The sequence below is a fragment of the Microbacterium sp. genome (assembly GCF_036823965.1).
Lineage (GTDB): Bacteria > Actinomycetota > Actinomycetes > Actinomycetales > Microbacteriaceae > Microbacterium.
In genome coordinates this window covers 263,125-280,445 of record NZ_DAITBE010000004.1, presented here as the reverse complement: position 1 = coordinate 280,445, position 17,321 = coordinate 263,125, and the positions used below count along the sequence as shown (strand labels likewise).

18 protein-coding genes are annotated in these 17,321 nt (G+C 69.2%); 14 read left to right on the top strand and 4 right to left on the bottom strand.

The genetic code is table 11. The annotated features are described in order from the left end of the window. Positions 1–54: 54 nt before the first annotated feature. From V7Z82_RS09470 to V7Z82_RS09405, 14 genes are all read left to right on the top strand, one after another. The gene (locus V7Z82_RS09470) at positions 55–771 is read left to right on the top strand and encodes an SDR family NAD(P)-dependent oxidoreductase (protein ID WP_334150590.1); all 717 of its coding nucleotides are present in this window, start codon (positions 55–57) and stop codon (positions 769–771) included. Next, on the top strand, positions 771–1,490 hold the full coding sequence (locus tag V7Z82_RS09465; RefSeq protein WP_334150588.1) for an SDR family NAD(P)-dependent oxidoreductase: 720 nt from the start codon (positions 771–773) through the stop codon (positions 1,488–1,490). The genes V7Z82_RS09470 and V7Z82_RS09465 overlap by 1 nt, the downstream gene beginning before the upstream one ends. 44 nt (positions 1,491–1,534) lie before the next feature. Next, on the top strand, positions 1,535–2,404 hold the full coding sequence (locus V7Z82_RS09460; protein WP_334150584.1) for a substrate-binding periplasmic protein: 870 nt from the start codon (positions 1,535–1,537) through the stop codon (positions 2,402–2,404). 67 nt (positions 2,405–2,471) lie between these two features. Further along, a complete protein-coding gene (locus tag V7Z82_RS09455; RefSeq protein WP_334150759.1) occupies positions 2,472–3,245 on the top strand; it encodes an amino acid ABC transporter ATP-binding protein in 774 nt (257 codons plus the stop codon). A 1-nt stretch (position 3,246) separates the two neighbouring features. Then, entirely contained in the window at positions 3,247–3,885 is a 639-nt protein-coding gene (locus V7Z82_RS09450; RefSeq protein WP_334150581.1) for an amino acid ABC transporter permease, read from the top strand. Next, positions 3,885–4,529 (top strand): amino acid ABC transporter permease, encoded by a 645-nt coding sequence (locus V7Z82_RS09445; protein ID WP_334150578.1) that lies wholly within the window; start codon positions 3,885–3,887, stop codon positions 4,527–4,529. The genes V7Z82_RS09450 and V7Z82_RS09445 overlap by 1 nt, the downstream gene beginning before the upstream one ends. Next, positions 4,526–5,332 (top strand): aspartate/glutamate racemase family protein, encoded by an 807-nt coding sequence (locus tag V7Z82_RS09440; RefSeq protein ID WP_334150575.1) that lies wholly within the window; start codon positions 4,526–4,528, stop codon positions 5,330–5,332. Before V7Z82_RS09445 ends, V7Z82_RS09440 begins: the two co-directional genes overlap by 4 nt. Before the next feature lie 28 nt (positions 5,333–5,360). Further along, positions 5,361–6,668 (top strand): flavin-containing monooxygenase, encoded by a 1,308-nt coding sequence (locus V7Z82_RS09435; RefSeq protein WP_334150570.1) that lies wholly within the window; start codon positions 5,361–5,363, stop codon positions 6,666–6,668. Between the two features lie 165 nt (positions 6,669–6,833). Continuing rightward, positions 6,834–8,180 (top strand): M20/M25/M40 family metallo-hydrolase, encoded by a 1,347-nt coding sequence (locus V7Z82_RS09430; protein WP_334150568.1) that lies wholly within the window; start codon positions 6,834–6,836, stop codon positions 8,178–8,180. Positions 8,181–8,340: 160 nt separating this feature from the next. Further along, a complete protein-coding gene (locus V7Z82_RS09425) occupies positions 8,341–9,435 on the top strand; it encodes an amino acid ABC transporter permease (protein WP_334150565.1) in 1,095 nt (364 codons plus the stop codon). After that, positions 9,432–10,220 (top strand): amino acid ABC transporter ATP-binding protein, encoded by a 789-nt coding sequence (locus tag V7Z82_RS09420; RefSeq protein ID WP_334150562.1) that lies wholly within the window; start codon positions 9,432–9,434, stop codon positions 10,218–10,220. The genes V7Z82_RS09425 and V7Z82_RS09420 overlap by 4 nt, the downstream gene beginning before the upstream one ends. 53 nt (positions 10,221–10,273) lie before the next feature. After that, positions 10,274–11,278, top strand: a complete 1,005-nt coding sequence (locus tag V7Z82_RS09415; protein WP_334150559.1) for an ABC transporter substrate-binding protein — start codon at positions 10,274–10,276, stop codon at positions 11,276–11,278. 79 nt (positions 11,279–11,357) lie between these two features. Beyond that, on the top strand, positions 11,358–12,512 hold the full coding sequence (locus V7Z82_RS09410; RefSeq protein WP_334150557.1) for an LLM class flavin-dependent oxidoreductase: 1,155 nt from the start codon (positions 11,358–11,360) through the stop codon (positions 12,510–12,512). Beyond that, a complete protein-coding gene (locus V7Z82_RS09405) occupies positions 12,509–13,033 on the top strand; it encodes a GNAT family N-acetyltransferase (RefSeq protein ID WP_334150555.1) in 525 nt (174 codons plus the stop codon). Before V7Z82_RS09410 ends, V7Z82_RS09405 begins: the two co-directional genes overlap by 4 nt. A gap of 12 nt (positions 13,034–13,045) precedes the next feature. On the opposite strand, the gene V7Z82_RS09400 is transcribed toward V7Z82_RS09405, so the two are convergent. The 4 genes from V7Z82_RS09400 to V7Z82_RS09385 form a co-directional block, all read right to left on the bottom strand. Then, positions 13,046–13,582, bottom strand: a complete 537-nt coding sequence (locus V7Z82_RS09400) for a GNAT family N-acetyltransferase (protein ID WP_334150552.1) — start codon at positions 13,580–13,582, stop codon at positions 13,046–13,048. 175 nt (positions 13,583–13,757) lie between these two features. Then, positions 13,758–14,660 (bottom strand): DUF1684 domain-containing protein, encoded by a 903-nt coding sequence (locus tag V7Z82_RS09395; protein ID WP_334150549.1) that lies wholly within the window; start codon positions 14,658–14,660, stop codon positions 13,758–13,760. A 9-nt stretch (positions 14,661–14,669) separates the two neighbouring features. Beyond that, positions 14,670–16,040, bottom strand: a complete 1,371-nt coding sequence (locus V7Z82_RS09390; RefSeq protein ID WP_334150546.1) for an NtaA/DmoA family FMN-dependent monooxygenase — start codon at positions 16,038–16,040, stop codon at positions 14,670–14,672. Positions 16,041–16,058: 18 nt separating this feature from the next. After that, entirely contained in the window at positions 16,059–17,261 is a 1,203-nt protein-coding gene (locus V7Z82_RS09385; RefSeq protein ID WP_334150544.1) for an LLM class flavin-dependent oxidoreductase, read from the bottom strand. Between the last annotated feature and the right edge of the window lie 60 nt (positions 17,262–17,321).

Sequence of the window (17,321 nt, the reverse complement as noted above, 5' to 3'; positions counted from 1 at the left end):
GAGCACATGTTGCACTTAGGTCTCATCAGCGAACGCACGAACGGGAGACACGGAATGCACGGAACGGCCGGAGTGGCGCTCATCACCGGAGCAGCCAGCGGAATGGGGCTCAGCACCGTCGAGCTCTTCCTGAGTCGGGGGTACAAGGTCCTCGCGCTGGACGTCGTCGAATCGGTCGCTCCGCGCGGGTTCGCCGACGCATTCGTGTCGCTCGTCGCCGACGTGCGCTCCCGCGAGGAGATCGCATCGGCGATCGATGCTGCACTCGCCCTCGAGGAGAAGATCGACGTCATCGGCAACATCGCCGGCGTCTACCCGCCGACCACGCTCGAGACCTTCGACGTCGAGACCTATCGTCGGGTCTTCGACATCAACGTGCTCGGCGTGCTGAACGTGATCGCGGCCGCGCGTCCGCGTCTCACCGAGGGGTCGTCGATCGTCAACTTCGCCTCCGTGGATGCCTTCGCGGTCTCGAGGGGGCAGCTGCTCTACGGCGCCTCCAAGGCGGCCGTGGTGATGCTCACGAAGTCGCTGGCTCTCGAGCTCGCTCCTGCCGGCATCCGCGTCAACGGCATCGCCCCCGGTTGGGTGGCCACGCCGGGGAACGCCGCGACGGGGCGGATGGATGCCGCAGCCGCATCCATCCCGCTCGGCCGCGTCGCGAAGCCGGAGGAGATCTCCGCGTGGGTGTGGCTGATCTCGCAGGGCGACTACGGCGCCTTCATCACGGGTGAGACCATCGTGCTCTCCGGCGGGGATGTGATGCGCTGATGACCGGCACGATCGTCATCACCGGAGCTGCCCGCGGGCAGGGCGCGGCGCACGCAGCGCTCCTCGCGGCAGCGGGCCACCGCATCATCGTCACCGACGTGCTCGACGCGGCGGGCGAGGCGACCGCGGAGCGACTGCGTGCGGACGGCGGCGATGTGCGGTATCGCCACCTCGACGTGAGCGACGAGCACGAATGGGCGCTGCTCGCCGAGGAGCTCGCCGGTGCTGACCTGCCGGTACGCGGTCTCGTCAACAACGCCGGCATCCTCCGGCACGGCACCATCGCGGACACCACGGTCGACGTCTGGGAACTGCAGCAGCGCATCAACGTCCGAGGGACGTTCCTCGGCATCCGTGCGCTCGCGCCGCTCATGGCTGCCGATGGCGGCTCCATCGTGAACATCTCGTCGACGGCAGGGCTCGTCGGATCAGCCGGGTACGTCGCCTACTCGGCATCGAAATCGGCCGTGATCGGTCTGACCAGAGCGGCCGCGGCCGAGCTGGCGCCGTCGGTCCGCGTGAACGTGGTCTGCCCTGGCGGGGTCGCGACGTCGATGAACGACGACGAACCCGCCGGCGGATCCAGCAGCTCCGCGCCCCTCGGCCGACGTGCCGCCCCCGATGAGATCTCGCCGCTCGTCGCCTACCTGCTCACCGACGCCTCCTCGTTCGTCACGGGATCCGTCATTCCGATCGACGGCGGCCTCACCGCCGTCTGATGCACTGCCCTGCACCACACCCGACACTGAAAAGGAACAGCATCATGACCCGCACCACCTCCGTCCGCGCAGTCCGTGCTCTGGCGCTGCTCGGCGCCGCCTCCCTCGTGCTCGCCGGATGTGCATCCGCCGCGCCCGCATCGACCGTCTCGGCTGACTGCACGCCGGCTGACGACGGCCTCACCACCTTCACGGAAGGCGTCCTCACGATCGGCGTCCCCGAGAACCCGCCGTACACCCAGACCGACGGCTCCGGTGCATCCGGCATCGAGATCGACATCCTCAACAAGCTCGCGGAGGCGGAGTGCCTCGACGTCGCCTACGTCCCGATCACCTATGCCAACGGCATCCCGATGATCACCGAGCAGAAGAAGACCGACATCATCTCCGGCGGCTGGTACGTCACGGAGGCGCGTGCGGAGCAGGTCGGATTCACCACGCCCACGATGTACGACACGATGGGCATCGTCTCGAAGGAGGGCGCGTCCACCGTCGACGAGCTCGAGAGCATCGGCACGGTCGGCACCGGCACCGGGTTCTCCTGGAACGAGGACCTCGCCCCCGTCCTCGGCAGCAACCTCCAGCAGTACCCCGGCACGGTCGAGATGAAGGCCGACCTCCTCAACGGACGCCTGCAGGCGGCGCTCGACGGCTACGCGGTCGCGGTCGCGGCGTACGCCGACACGGAGTACAAGGTCGAGCCGGCGAAGTCCGACGATCGGGTCGGCATCACGGTCGACCAGCCGATGATCGCGTTCCCGGTCTCGAAGGACAACCAGGCGCTGTCCGACGCGTTCAGCGCGCTGATCGACGGGTTCCGCGAGGACGGGACGCTCGAGAAGCTGCTCGCCGACTACGACCTCCCCGCAGAGCTGCTCGTTCCCGCGGACGCAGCGGCGACGTCCATCCGATGACCCGGATGGGGCGCAGGCTGCGCGCCTGCGCCCCATCCTCCACCCGAGAGGACCGACCGTGAATCAACTGATCACCGCGTCGAACGAGCTCGCCACCGCAGGCGTCTCGATCGCCCATCTCTCCAAGAGCTTCGGCGACAACCTGGTGCTGGACGACATCTCGATGGAGGTCAAGCCGGGCAGCGTCACGGCGCTCATCGGCCCGTCCGGCTCCGGGAAGAGCACGCTGCTCCGCTGTGTGAACCTCCTCGAGACGCCAGACAAGGGAACGATCACAGTCGGCTCGACCACGATCGCCGCCGGCTCGACGGTGAGCGAGCGCTCACTGCTCGCGCTTCGTCGCCAGGTCGGGATGGTCTTCCAGTCGTTCAACCTGTTCCCGCACATGACCGTGCTGCGCAACATCGCCTACCCGCAGGAGAAGATCCTCGGCCGCAGCAAGGCCGAGGCCGAGGAGCGTGCGATGACGCTGCTCGACCGGGTCGGCCTGAAGGAGAAGGCGCTGCAGCACCCCGGGCGATGCTCGGGCGGACAGCAGCAGCGCATCGCGATCGTGCGCGCGCTCGCCCTGAACCCGAGGGCGATGCTGTTCGACGAGCCAACGAGTGCCCTGGATCCCGAGGTGGGCGTCGAGGTGCTCGCGGTGATGCGCGAGCTCGCGGACTCCGGCATGACGATGATCGTCGTCACGCATGAGATGCAGTTCGCCCGTGACGTCGGCGACCACCTCGTGGTGATGGCGGACGGCCACATCATCGAGGAGGGCGATCCCGCCGCGATCATGGCAGATCCTGCAGAGGAGCGCACCAAGCGATTCCTCTCCGCAGTGCTGGACCGCTGACATGGAGGTCTTCACCGCCGTCCTGCTCGGACTGCCGATGACGCTGCTGGTGACCGCCGCGGCCTTCACCATCGGACTCCTCCTCGCGGTTCCGCTCATGCTCGGCCTGCGATCGCGGATCCGACCGGTGCGTCTGCTGTTCCGTCTGCTGGTCGACCTCATCCGCGGCATCCCTCCGATCGTGTGGCTCTTCCTGCTGTACTTCGGCATCAACTTCGGCGGCCTGCGACTCGACTCGCTGTCGGCCGCGATCGTGGGCCTCGGCGTCATCGCCGCCGCCTATCTCGCGGAGATCTATCGCGGCGGCTTCTCGACCCTGCCGGCCGGGCAGCTGGAGGCATCCAGGGCGCTCGGCCTCGGTCGGCGGACGACGTTCGTGCGGATCCTCGCCCCGCAGGCCGTGCGCACCGCCCTCCCTTCCATCGCGACGTTCCTGCTCGCCCTGCTCAAGGACTCCTCGATCGCCTCCACGATCGGCGTCACGGAGATGGTCTTCGCCGCGAACACCTTCGTCCGGCAGAACCCGGGAACGGCCGGTCTCACACCGTTCTTCGTCGCGGCCGGCGTCTACGTCGTCATCAGCATTCCGCTGGCGATCGCCGCCCGTCGACTCGATTCCCGACTTCGGAGGAGTGCCTGATGAACCTCGCCGAGTATCTCCCGCGACTCCTCGAAGGGCTGCTCGTCAGTCTGCAGCTGACCGTCGTGTCCGTCTTCTTCGGCTACGTGATCGGGCTGCTCCTCGCCCTCGGGGTGTCGTCCATCAAGCCCTGGCTGCGCTGGCCGACGCTGATCGTGGTCGAGATCGGCCGCGGCATCCCCGCACTCGTCGTGCTCTACATCGTCTACTACGGTCTCCCGGCGATCGGGCTGCTGTTCGACAACTTCTGGGCGGCAGCCATCGGTCTCACCTTCACGGTCGCCGCCTATTCCTCGGAGATGATCCGGGGAGGCATCCAGTCGGTCTCGAAGGGGCAGTCCGAAGCCGCGGCCGCCCTCGGGCTCTCGCGTCTCTCGACGTTCGGGCGGATCATCCTGCCGCAGGGGCTGCGCTCCTCGATCCCCGCGCTGATGGGGCTCGCGATCCAATCGTTCCAGGGGACGTCGCTGGCCTACTCGATCTCGGTGAACGAGCTCATGAGCCAGGCCTACCAGGTCAGCTCGATCACATTCCAGTACCTCTCGGTCTACCTGCTGACGGGAGCGATCTACATCGTGATCGCCGTCCCGACGACCTGGCTGTCGGTCTACGCCGAGCACCGCCTGGCCCGGGGGTACGCATGAAGACCGTGACCTGGCTGGAAGCCACCCACGGGGACCCGGCGCTGGATGATCTCTGGACGTTCCTCGCCGACTCGGTCGAGCGGCTGGCGGACGGTCGGGTCCGAACCCGGCTGCAGCACACCGCGGTGAACACCGGCGGCATCCGAACCGCGGCGAATCGACTCCTGAGCGACGCTGCGATCCTGGCCGCCGGTCTCGACGCCGAGACCGCCTCCGATGCGATCGTGATCGGCTGCTGGGGTGCCCCGACGGATGCGGTGCGCACCGCGTCGCAGGTGCCGGTGTCGAGCCTGCCCGACGGCAGCGTCCGCGCGATCGGCAGCCTCGCGAAGCGCGCGGTCGTCATCACGGTCGCCCCGAGCCTTGTGCCCATCTTCACCGGTGATCTGCACGCGATGCGGGCGACCGGGTTCCTCGCAGACCGCCCGGTCCGCGCGTATGACCCCGAGTCGACGCATCTCGATGTCGTCAGGGCGATCGTCGACCCGTCCGATCTGATCGCCCGGTTCGACCGCGTCGCGGAGCAGGCGGTCCGCGACGGCGCCGACGCGATCGTGGTCGGATGCGGCTACCTCGCCCCGATCTTCACCAGGCACGGCTACACGCGCGTGCTCACCCATCCCGATGTGCCGGTCATCGACTGCAACCGGCTCGCATTCGAGCACATGCTGCAGCTGATGCGACTCGACGACGCGGGCATCACCCCCACGCCCCGCGGCTATGTGCGCCCCGATGCAGCGCGCCACGAGGCGCTCGCCGAAGCGGCCGGACGCTTCAGCCGGACTTCGGTCGGCACTCGCTGACCTCCACGACAGACCCGAAAGGACCCACATGACCAGATACTGCGTCATCGGCGCCGGCGCAGCCGGCATCTCCACGCTCGAGCAGCTCCGCACGGCGGGCTATGAGGTCGACTGCTACGAGAAGACCGACCGGGTGGGTGGCCACTGGCACACGGACTACGACGCGCTGCACCTCATCACCTCGCGCGACACCACGAGTTTCGAGGGGTTCCCGATGCCGGCGGACTACCCGCACTTCCCGCGACGCGACCAGATCCGCGAGTACCTCGAGTCGTACGCGCGTGCCAAGGGGCACTACGACATCATCCGCTTCAACACCCCGGTCGAGTCGGTCGTTCCCGTCGCGACGGACGGTCCGGTCGGCTCGGCGGGCTGGACCGTGACACTCGGCACCGGAGAGCGCATCGACTACGACGGCGTCTTCATCGCCAACGGTCACCTCTGGGATCAGAAGGTGCCGTCCATCGCCGACGACTTCACGGGCACGCAGGTGCACTCCGGGTCGTATCGGAACACCGGCGACATCGAGGGCACGCGGGTCCTCGTCGTCGGGGCGGGCAACTCGGGGTGCGATCTCGCGGTGGATGCCGCGCAGCACCGATTCGACGTCGACATCGTGATCCGTGAGGGCGTGTACTTCCAGCCCAAGAGCTACTTCGGGGTTCCCCGCCAGGAGATCGGCTGGATGGCGCAGTTCACGGCAGACGAGCAGGACCTGGTCGCACGGCTGCTCGCGAAGGTGTCGATCGGGGAGTGGAACAACTATCCCGGCATGCCGGAGCCCAAGCATCACACGCTCGCCGAAGGCCGCACCGTCGTGAACAACCTGCTCCTGTACTGGCTCCAGCACGGACGCGTGAGCATCCGTCCCGGTATCGCTCGCATCGAGGGGCAGACCGTGCACTTCACCGACGGGTCGGCTCGCGACTACGACACGATCCTGTGGGCGACGGGGTTCCACCCCAGCCTCCCGTTCCTCGACGAGGACCTGATCGAGCGCAGCAAGGGCGTGCCCCTGCGCTACGCCGCCGGCGTCGTTCCGCAGGGGCTGGAGAAGCTGTACTACATCGGTCTCAGTGCGCCCAGAGGCCCGCAGATCCCGGTCTACGGGGTGCAGTCCAAGCTGGCGATCCGACTGGTCGCCCTGCACGAGCAGAGCTCCACCGGGTTCGCCGGCGTGCAGGCCTACCTCGCCACGCTGCAGGAAGCGGACGATCGGATCGATATCGTCCGGGCGGTCTGGAACGAGCAGCTCGCGGACACCGAGCGCGTCCTCGACGCCTTCGCCGCATCGCGCGACGTCTCGGGCTTGGCGACGGTGGGGGCGGAGGCATGATCGTCGGACCAGCGGAGTCCGGGACGGCGGCGTGGATCGACGGCGGGTCCGGAGGCGATCCCGACACGGATGCCGTCGTGATCCTCGGCTACGACTGAGCATCAAGATTGCCGACGATGACGGCGGCCACGCGGAGGAGCGCGGGGCCGCCGTACCGTCGTTCGCATGACGTCGACATCGGATCCCGCACGTTCCTCCTCCGCCCTCGAGACGCTGCAGCACGAGGCGGTCGAGCTCACCAGGAGTCTGCTCCGCATCGACAGCGTGAACACAGGCATCCCCGAGACGATCGGTGACGGCGAGACCCGCGCCGCACGATTCGTCCAGGAGCAGCTCACCGAGGTCGGGATCGAGTCCGAGCTGATCGAGCCGAGGGCCGGACGCGGCTCGGTCGTTGCACGGCTTCGCGGCTCCGACCCGTCGGCGGGCGCGCTGGTCGTTCACGCCCACCTCGACGTCGTGCCGGTCGAGGGACAGGAGTGGACGCATCCGCCCTTCGGCGGCGAGGTGCACGACGGCTGGCTGTACGGCCGAGGCGCGGTCGACATGAAGAACTTCGCAGGCACGATCCTCGCGGTCGCCCGGCACTTCGCCAGGCATGCGATCACCCCGCGGCGTGACCTGATCTTCGCGTTCCTCGCCGACGAGGAAGCGGGCGGCGTGTGGGGTGCGAGCTGGCTCGTCGACAACCGCCCCGAGCTGTTCGCGGGTGCGACCGAGGCGCTGAGCGAGGTGGGCGGCTTCTCGATCCCGCTCGACGCCGGACGGCGCGCATATCTCGCTGCCACCAGCGAGAAGGGCGTGGCCTGGGCGACGCTGACGGCACGCGGTCGCGCGGCGCACGGCTCTCGGCCGACGGAGGACAACGCGGTGGTGCGTCTGGCGAAAGCGGTGGCCGCGGTCGGCGAGCACTCCTTCCCGATCGTGCGGACTCCCGCACTGCAGGCCTTCCTCGATCGGTTCGGCGCCGCGCGCGGACTCTCGTTCTCGGATGACAGCCTCGAGCGCGACCTCTCCCAGCTCGGCTTCGTGTCGTCGCTGATCGGTGCGAGCCTGCGCAACACCGCAACCCCGACGGTCCTGTCGGCGGGCTCGAAGACCAACATCATCCCCGGCGAGGCGACGGCGCGCCTCGACATCCGGGTCCTGCCAGGACAGGACGATGCCCTCAAGGAGGGGCTGCGCGAGGTCGTGGGCGACGACATCGACATCCGCTGGGGCAGGTGGTGGTCGGCCACCGAGGCTGCCGTCGATGCGCCCCTGCTCGCCGTCCTGCAGTCGGCGATCACCGAGCAGGATCCGGACGGGCTCGTGGTGCCGTACCTGCTGCCGGCCAGCACCGACAACAAGCACTTCGCGCGCCTCGGCATCGCAGGCTACGGGTTCGTGCCGCTGCGCGTGCCGGAGGGCTTCGACGTGTTCGGACAGTTCCACAGCGCCGACGAACGGATCCCCGTCGAGAGTCTCGAGTTCTCCGTCAGGGTCACGGAACGCATCCTGCGGGAGGCGTGACGGCTCTCACCGCGGCATCCTGCTGCCCCCAGTGTTACGGCCCGTGACCGGCCGTTGCGCCGTGTGTTGAGCGAGAAGCGCTCGCCGACGTTGCTTTCTAGGTTTGCTGATCATCCGTGGTCGTCCGTCCACGGGCTCCGACCGAAGAGAGCAGCAGACCATGAGCACGACGACAACCACAGCGCCGGTCGCAGTGAGCGATCCAGCGCCCACCGGCCTCGACGGCGCACCGGAGCGTGATCGTGTCGACCTCGGCAGCGTCCGGGTCGTCCACACACGGCACTGGTTCCGCTGGGCGCTGAGCGCGATCCTCATCTTCGCGATCGCGCAGTTCGTCTGGTCGCTGTTCACCAACGAGAACTACGAGTGGAACGTCTTCGCGACGTACTTCTTCTCCGAGCCGGTGATCTCCGGCATCGGCTACACGCTGGCGCTCAGCGCCATCTCCGCCTCGGTCGGCTTCGTCCTCGGCACGGTGCTCGCGCTCGGCCGGCTGTCGAAGTCCCCGCTGCTGAACTCGATCTCCTGGTCGTACATCTGGTTCTTCCGCTCGGTCCCGCTGGTCGTCCAGATCATCGTCTGGTACAACCTCGGCTACCTGTATCCCACGCTCGGCCTCGGCACGCCGTTCACGACCGACTTCTGGATCGTGGAGTTCCCGACCGTCCAGCTCATCAGCGCCGTCGCCGCCGCCATCCTCGGACTCGGCCTGCACCAGGCGGCGTACTCGGCCGAGATCATCCGCGGCGGTCTCATCTCGGTCGACCAGGGCCAGCAGGAGGCCGCGGCGGCACTCGGCATCCCGGCGCACAAGCGCCTGTTCCGCATCATCCTCCCGCAGGCCATGCGGTCGATCGTCCCGAACGCGACGAACGAGGTGATCGGCCTCGTGAAGGGTGCCTCGGTGGTGTTCGTGATCGCGATCCCCGAGCTCTTCTACGCGGTGCAGGTGATCTACAACCGCAACAGCCGGGTGATCCCGCTGCTGCTCGTCGCGGTGGTCTGGTACACGATCATCACCACGATCCTCAGCATCGCCCAGTACTACATCGAGCGGTACTACGCCCGCGGATCCGTGCGCACGCTGCCGCCGACACCGCTGCAGCGCGCTCGCCACTGGGTCGCCGTGCAGTGGAACCGACTGGGTGACGGCGCAACCGCCCCACCGCCCCTGCACGGAGCCGACGCCGCACCCGTGCTGAGCGTGGCGCAGCAGGGCACCGCGAACGACGCGAAGTTCGGAGGAAACGCATGAGCACCATCGCCCCTGAGACCACCACCGGTCTCGTCGAGATCCACAACGTCCACAAGGCCTACGGCGGCGTCGAGGTGCTGAGCGGCATCGACCTCACGATCGCGCCCGGTGAGGTCGTGGCCATCCTCGGCCCCAGCGGCTCCGGCAAGTCGACGCTGCTGCGCACGATCAACCACCTCGAGTCGGTGGATCGCGGCTCGGTCACGGTCGACGGCCAGCTGATCGGCTACGAGCGGCGGGGAGACCGCCTCTACGAGCTGCGCGAGAAGGAGATCCTCAAGCGCCGAACGCAGATCGGCATCGTCTTCCAGAACTTCAACCTCTTCCCGCACCTGACCGCGCTCGAGAACGTCACGGAGGCGCCGATCGATCTCGGGCTGCTGCACAAGGATGCTGCGCGGGAACTCGCGCTGTCGCTGCTGGAGCGCGTCGGTCTGAGCGACAAAGCAGGGCACTATCCGCGGCAGTTGTCCGGCGGCCAGCAGCAGCGCGTCGCGATCGCGCGAGCGCTCGCACTGAACCCGAAGGTGCTGCTCTTCGACGAGCCGACCAGCGCGCTCGACCCGGAACTCGTCGGCGAGGTGCTCGACGTGATCCGCGACCTGGCCCGCAGCGGCACGACGCTCATCATCGTCACGCACGAGATCGGTTTCGCTCGCGAAGTCGCCGACCGCGTCGTGTTCATCGACGGCGGTGTGGTCATCGAACAGGGCACACCGGACATCGTCCTCACCCACCCAGAGCACCCGCGCACGCGGGAGTTCCTCGCCAAGGTGCTGGCCTGACGCCTCGCGTCGGTTCAGACCTGCATCACTCCAAGAGAAAGAGACACCACAGCATGGCACTCAGCAAGAAGCAGGGCATCGCGATCGGCGTCGGGGTCGTCGCGGTCGCGGCGATCGTCGGCGGCGTGTTCGCGGCCGTCAACCTCAACAGCGCACCAGCCGAGGCGGCTCCGGCATCCACCGAGAAGCCGGCCGAGGGCAACACGACCACCGACGAGATCACCTGGTTCCACACCGACCCGGTGCCTGAGGCCGTCGAGGCGCTCGAGGCGAGCGGCTTCGAGCCCATCGAAGCGGGCAAGCTGACCGTCGCGATCGGCGCGTTCGTGCCGCCGCTGAGCTACCAGCCCGACGGCACCTCCGCTGCGACCGATGTCGCCGGCACCGAGCCCAACATCGGCTCGCTCATCGCCGAGGGCCTCGGCCTCGAGTACAAGCCGCAGGTGGTGGCATGGTCGGACTGGCCGCTGGGAATCCAGTCCGGCAAGTACGACCTGATCACCTCGAACGTGACGGTCACCGAGGAGCGTAAGGAGCTCTACGACTTCGCGAGCTATCGCGAAGACCTGCTGGGCTTCTACGTGAAGGCCGACAGCGACATCGACTCGATCACGGAGGCCGCCGACATCTCGGGCCTCAAGATCATCGTCGGCTCCGGCACGAACCAGGAGCAGGTGCTGCTGCGCTGGAACGAGGAGCTCGAAGCAGCGGGTGAGGCACCAGCCGAGCTGCAGTACTACGACGACACCGCAGCGGCGACGCTCGCGCTGCAGTCGGGTCGCTCCGACGCCAACTTCGGCCCGAACGCGACCTCCGCGTGGGCGGCGCTCGAGACGGGTGACACCAAGCTGGTCGGCATCGTGCCGGGCGGCTGGCCCGAGACGGCCAGCATCGCGGCGGGTACGGCCAAGGGCAACGGCCTGATCGAGGCGGTCTCGATCGTGATCAACTCGCTCATCGAGGACGGCACGTACGGCGATCTGCTCGAGGAGTGGGGCCTGGAGTCCGAGTCCGTGACCGAATCGCTGGTCAACCCGGCAGGGCTGCCCAAGCCCTGAGCATCCATCGCGTCGGCGGGACCCGGAGCATCGGGTCCCGCTGACGCGACCCTGTTCGACCACCACGGAACGAGACGCCATGACCATCCCGCTCGCCATCCTCGATCTCTCCCCGTTCGGTCAGGGGCAGACACCGGCCGACGGGCTGCGCGCCAGCGTCGCGCTCGCTCAGCGCGCGGAGCAGCTGGGCTACGCGCGGTACTGGCTCGCCGAGCACCACCTGAATCCAGGCGTCGCCGGTTCGGCACCGCACGTGCTGCTCGCCGCCATCGCGGCTGCGACCTCGAGCATCCGCATCGGCACGGCCGCCACGATCATCGGCAACTCCACACCGCTCCAGGTCGTCGAGGCGGCCGGTGTCGTCGCCGCCCTGCATCCGGGCCGCTTCGATCTCGGCATCGGCCGCTCGGGTGCGACGAGCTCGGCGCAGACACCCGTGTTCCCGAGTCAGCCGGAGGATCGGGAGGTCGACGGACTCCTGCTGCCCGCGTCCCGCTCCGTCGCATTCGATGCGGCGCGCTTCGCCGCGCAGGCCCGCCTGCTCGGACGCACGCCGGGCGACGCCGACCGGTTCGAGCAGGACGTCCTCGACATCCTCGACCTCATCGCCGGCAGCCACCGCGCCCCCGAGGGCGTGCCGATCCACGCGACACCAGCCGAGGGCCAGGACATCGACGTCTGGATCCACGGCAGCACCGCCGGAGCGAGCGCGGCGCTCGCCGGTCGACTCGGCCTGCCCTTCGGGGCGAACTACCACGTCGCGCCGAGCTTCGTGCTCGACGCGGTGGCCGCGTATCGCGAGGCGTTCCGGCCCGGCGTGAGCGCCCGACCGTCCGTGACCGTCTCGGTGGACGTGCTCGTCGCGGAGACGGATGCCGAGGCGCACCGCCTCGCCGAGGGATACGCTCGTTGGGTGCACAGCATCCGCGCCGGAGACGGCGCCGTCCCGTATCCGACCCCGGCCGATGCGCTCGCGAACCCGCTGGACGCCGACCAGCTCGACGTGGTGCGCGATCGACTCGCGACGCGCTTCGTCGGCACGCCGGATGCCGTGGCAGAGCGACTCGACGTGCTCCAGCGAGCGACCGGCGCCGATGAGCTGCTCGTGACGACGATCACCCACGACCCGCGCGATCGGGAGCGCTCGTCCGAGCTCCTCGCCGAGGTCTGGGGTCTGACGCCGCGCACCGACTCCCTCGACGATGCCCGCACCACCGAGGCGGCGTTCGCATGAGCACGGCGCCGTTGATCATCCGTCCGGTGCGCCAGGAGGAGTACGAGGAGGCAGGGCGGGTCACCGCCGACGCCTACCTCGCCAGCTACGGCGATCTGTCGGAGTCGTACCTGTCGTCGCTCCGCGACGTCGAGGGGCGACTCCGTGAGGGCGACGTGCTGGTCGCGACCGATCAGGACGGGACGATCCTCGGCAGCGTCTGGGTGGCTGCGGACGGCCGACCGCTCTCGCCCGACGCGCAGCCCGGCGAGACCGATTTCCGTCAGCTCGCCGTCGCGCCGGCCGCACGCGGACGCGGCGTCGGCGAGGCGCTCACCCGCCACGTGATCGCGGTCGCCGCCGAGCGCGGCTCGCATCGCGTGGTCATGAACAGCGGACCGCAGATGACCGGAGCGCACGCGCTGTACGCCAAGATCGGCTTCCGCCGGCTGCCCGAACGGGAACGCCCGATCGAGGTCGAGCCGGGTCGCTGGATCGACCTGCTCGCATTCGGTCTCGACCTCGATCCTGCCTCGGCCTGACTGCGGCGCTCGTCAGTCGAGCGAGCCGCTCGGCGCCGTTGCGAGCGGCTTCTCGAAGCACTGCGAGAAGGAGATCTCGAGGTACGGCGGATAGATCGGGATGCGCGTGTAGCCGATCCGCTCGTAGAGGGCCACGGCCTCGGGCTGCCGATCGCCGGTCTGCAGGATCAGGCGCTCGGCCCCGAGGTCTGCCGCGGTGCGCTCCAGCTCGGCCATCAGCAGACGGCTCACGCCGGTTCCTCGCGCGCCGGGGATGACGAAGACGCGCTTGACCTCGAGCGCATCGGCGAGGTCGCCGCCGAGGGCGCGGAGGGCGGCATGGCCGACCGGCACGTGCGCGGCATCCGTCACGATGATCGTCGCGACGATCGAGTCAGGGACCACGGAGAGCGCACGGCTCATGCGCGCTGCGAGCTCCGCCGGCACGTCGTCGAGACGGTCGGCGTATCGCGGACCGATCTCGGCATCCATGTCGGCGCGCAGCGCCTGGGCGCGCGGGTCGTCCCACGCGACGGCTTCGACGATCCACTCGGTGACGGTGTCGGACATGGTGCCAGTATCGCCGGAGGTCGCCGCGGCGTACGCGGATGCGGCAACACGACGTAACCGCGCGCTGTTCTGCGTTCGCGGCAGCGCGAGGGATCGCGAACGGCCGCCTCCGCGCGGGGGATGCGGCCATCTGCGCCCCCTCGCCACCGCGGCATCCACCGGGTGCAGCCGAGCCCTACGCCGGAGCCGCCACGGCTTCGCCCGCCTGCACCCGCGAGAGCGGCGTCTGCTCGCCGGCCTCGATCGCGATCCGCAGTCGGTTCTCCGCCGGAGGCAGGGGACACGTCGCGAAGTCGGTGTAGGCGCACGGGAGATTGACGGCGCGGTTGAAGTCGACGACCGTCTGTCCGTCCGGACCCGGCGCGGGCACGATCAGGCTGCGGTGCGCCGTGGTGACGCCGCTCGTGGCGTCCGAGAAGAGCACGAGCAGCTCGCCCGGTGCATGCGCTGGGAACGCCACGAGGCGCAGGGTCTCGTCGGCCAGGCGGAGCTCGAGGTATCCGGGTGCGTCGTACACGTGGGTGAGTCCGTCGACGGCCGCGCCGACCTCGGTGGGCCGCGGCGCGACGTACTCGACGAACCTCGCCGGCACGCGCCAGCGCGTATCGGCCGGATACGACGGCGTGCCCTCGTATCCGGCGAGATACGGATGGTCCGGGCGCCGCGGACGCACGATGTCGTGCCCGCCGCGCTTCGCGACCTCGGCGACGCCGCCGTCGAATGCGACGGTCAGCCCGCCGCGCTCGGCGATCGGCCCGAACTCGTGGCGCCCGCTGATGGGCTCGCCGTGCAGCGTCAGCCGCTCGCCGTCCGCCAGGTGGACGACAGGACCCCCCGGACCCGTCGTCCACCTCCCCGGCAGGCCGGCGATCCGCTGGGGGTCGCCGCTCAGCCAATGCAGTCCGGTGACCGCCAGGAACCCATGCGGATCGGTGCGGCGCGCCTCGTGAGCGCGATGCCACTCCTGCCACTCGCGATCGAACTCGGCCCGATCGAACTCAGCCTGATCGCCCTGAGCCCGATCGAGCTCGGCCCGATCGACCTGGTCGAGCGCGGATGCGTCTGTCGTCCCGGACATGACCGGCCCCTACGCCGTCGCCGCGAGCGCACCGCGGCGCTCAGGGATCGGCAGGCCGAGGTTCTCGCGCAGGGTGCTGCCCGTGTATTCGGTGCGCAGCGAACCGCGTTCCTGCAGCAGCGGCACGACCTTGTCGACGAACTCGTCGATGCCGCCGGGGGTGATGTGCCCGCCCAGCACGACGCCATCGGCTCCGTCGTTCTGGATGAAGTCGTCGAGCGCGTCCGCCACCTGCTGCGGCGTGCCGATGTACTCGGTGCGCGTCGACACCTCGGCGGCGACGCCGCGGATGCTGAGCCCCTTCTCCTCGGCGAGCGCGCGCCAGCGCCGCACGGTCTCGAAGCGATCCTGGTGGATGAACGCCCTGCCCTGGATGATGGGCGGCGCCTCCGGATCCGGCTCGATGTCGGGCAGCGGGCCGTCGATGTCGTACGCCGACAGATCACGGTTCCACAGCTGCTCGAACTGCACCTGCACCGCACGGTCGCTGAGCTGCTGCTCCAGGATGAAGCGGGCCTTCTCCTCGGCATCCGCACGGGAATCTCCGAGCACGAAGCCCGCCCCCGGGATGATCTTGAGGTCGTCGGGGTTGCGCCCGAAGCCGCGCGCACGCGCCTTCACGTCGACATAGAACTCCTGCGCCTCGGCGAGTCGGGAGAACGGCGAGAAGATCAGGTCGGAGTTCGCAGCCGCGAAGTCGCGACCCTGCGGCGACACTCCAGCCTGCACGATCACCGGGCGACCCTGCGGGCTGCGCGGGACGGTGAAGGTGCCGTCGATGTCGAACTGCGCACCCGTGTGCGCGAACGCTCCGGCGTCGTCGTCGAGGAGGAATCGGCCGCTCGCCTTGTCGGCGAGGATGGCGTCGTCCGCCCACGAGTCCCACAGCTCGCGCACCGTGTTCACGAATTCCTCCGCCCGCGCGTAGCGATCCTCGCGCGACAGGAATCCGCCTCGACGGAAGTTCTGCCCCGTGAATGCATCCCAGCTGGTGACGACGTTCCAGCCCGCGCGTCCGCCGGAGAGGTGATCGAGACTCGCGATCTGACGCGCGAGCTCATAGGGCTCGTTGAAGGTCGCGTTCAGCGTCCCGACCAGGCCGATGTGCGAGGTCACGGCTGCGAGGGCGGCGAGCACCGGCAGGGTGTCCGGTCGCCCCGCGATGTCGTGCTCGAACACCCGACCGGCGCGTTCGCGCAGCGCGAGTCCCTCTGCGAGGAAGAAGTAGTCGAACCGTCCGCGCTCCGCGGTCTGGGCGACGTGGCGGAACGTGTCGAACTCGATCTGGCTGCCGGCATCCGGGTGCTCCCAGGCCGTGTGCTCGTTGACCCCGCCGACGTACGCGGCGAGGATGATCTGCTTGCGAGGTGTCGTACTCATGGTCGGCTCCGATGTGACTCAGCCGGCGAGTGCCGGGGCGTAGCGGTTGGGGACGGTGGTGGGGAGGCCGAGCACGCCGCGCAGGGAATCGGCGTCGCTGTCCGCGAGCAGCTCGCGACGCCGCAGCTCGGGCACGAGGTCGTCGGCGATGCGCGGAAGATCGTCGGTCACGACACCTGGTCGCAGCCGCACGCCCGCGTAGCCGAGCTCACCGAGCGCCGCGATCTCGTCGGCCAGGGTCGAGGCCGAGCCGGCGAAGATCCGGGTGTCGGAGTGCAACGCACGCGCGAGTCCGTCGAGCCGCTCGAGCCTGGCTGCACCCGTCTCACGCACACCGTCGAGGAACACGACGATGTCGGCATACACCTGCAGCGGCTCGCCGTCGCGCCCCACAGCGGTCTCCGCCGCGCGCACCTCGGCGAGGATGCCGGTGGCATCCTCGATGCGCAGCGGGGTGACGAAGACCAGATCGGCGGATGCCGCGGCGAACCGGTACGGCACCTCGGCGTGTGCGAGCGCGGCGACCACCGGCTGGCCCTGCGGCGGACGAGGTGTGATCGAGGGACCGCGGACCCCGAACCACTGGCCCTCGAAGTCGATCGTGTGCACCCGTTCGGCATCCAGGAACCGATCGGTCGCGGCATCCCGGATCTCGGCGTCGTCCTGCCAACTGTCCCAGAGTCGCCGGACGACCTCGACGACGTCGTCCGCCTCGGCGAACAGCGTCGAGATGGCCTCCTGCACGCGCGGATCCCGCAGATCGTCGAACGCGGGGACGTCGCGACGCCCGAAGTGGCGTGCCTCGTCCGAGCGTCCCGAGACCTTCGGCTGCCACCCGGCGCGGCCGAGGCTGGCATGGTCGAGCGTGGCGACCGCCTTGGAGATGTGGAACGGCTCGGTGTGCGTCGTGGTCACCGTGGGGATCAGCCCGATGCGTCGGGTGACCGGAGCCACGCGAGACGCGATCAGCAGGGCGTCCAGACGGCCGCGCACCTCGTCGGTGCGCTCGTCGGGTCCGAAGGGTCGGCTGGACTGCACGGCGAACGAGTCCTCGATCGTGGCGAAGTCGATGCCGCCGGCCTCGGCCTGCTGCACGACGTCGACCCAGTACTGCGGGGTGAAGAGGTCGTTCGGACGTGCGGACTCCTCGCGCCACGCGGAGGGGTGCCAGCCGGCTCCCTCGAGCGCCACGCCGAGACGCAGTCGGTCAGTGGTGGTCATGCGTGCTCCTGTTCGTCGGTGTGTGTGGCCAGCTTCGCGGTGCTTCGGCCGATCCGTCTG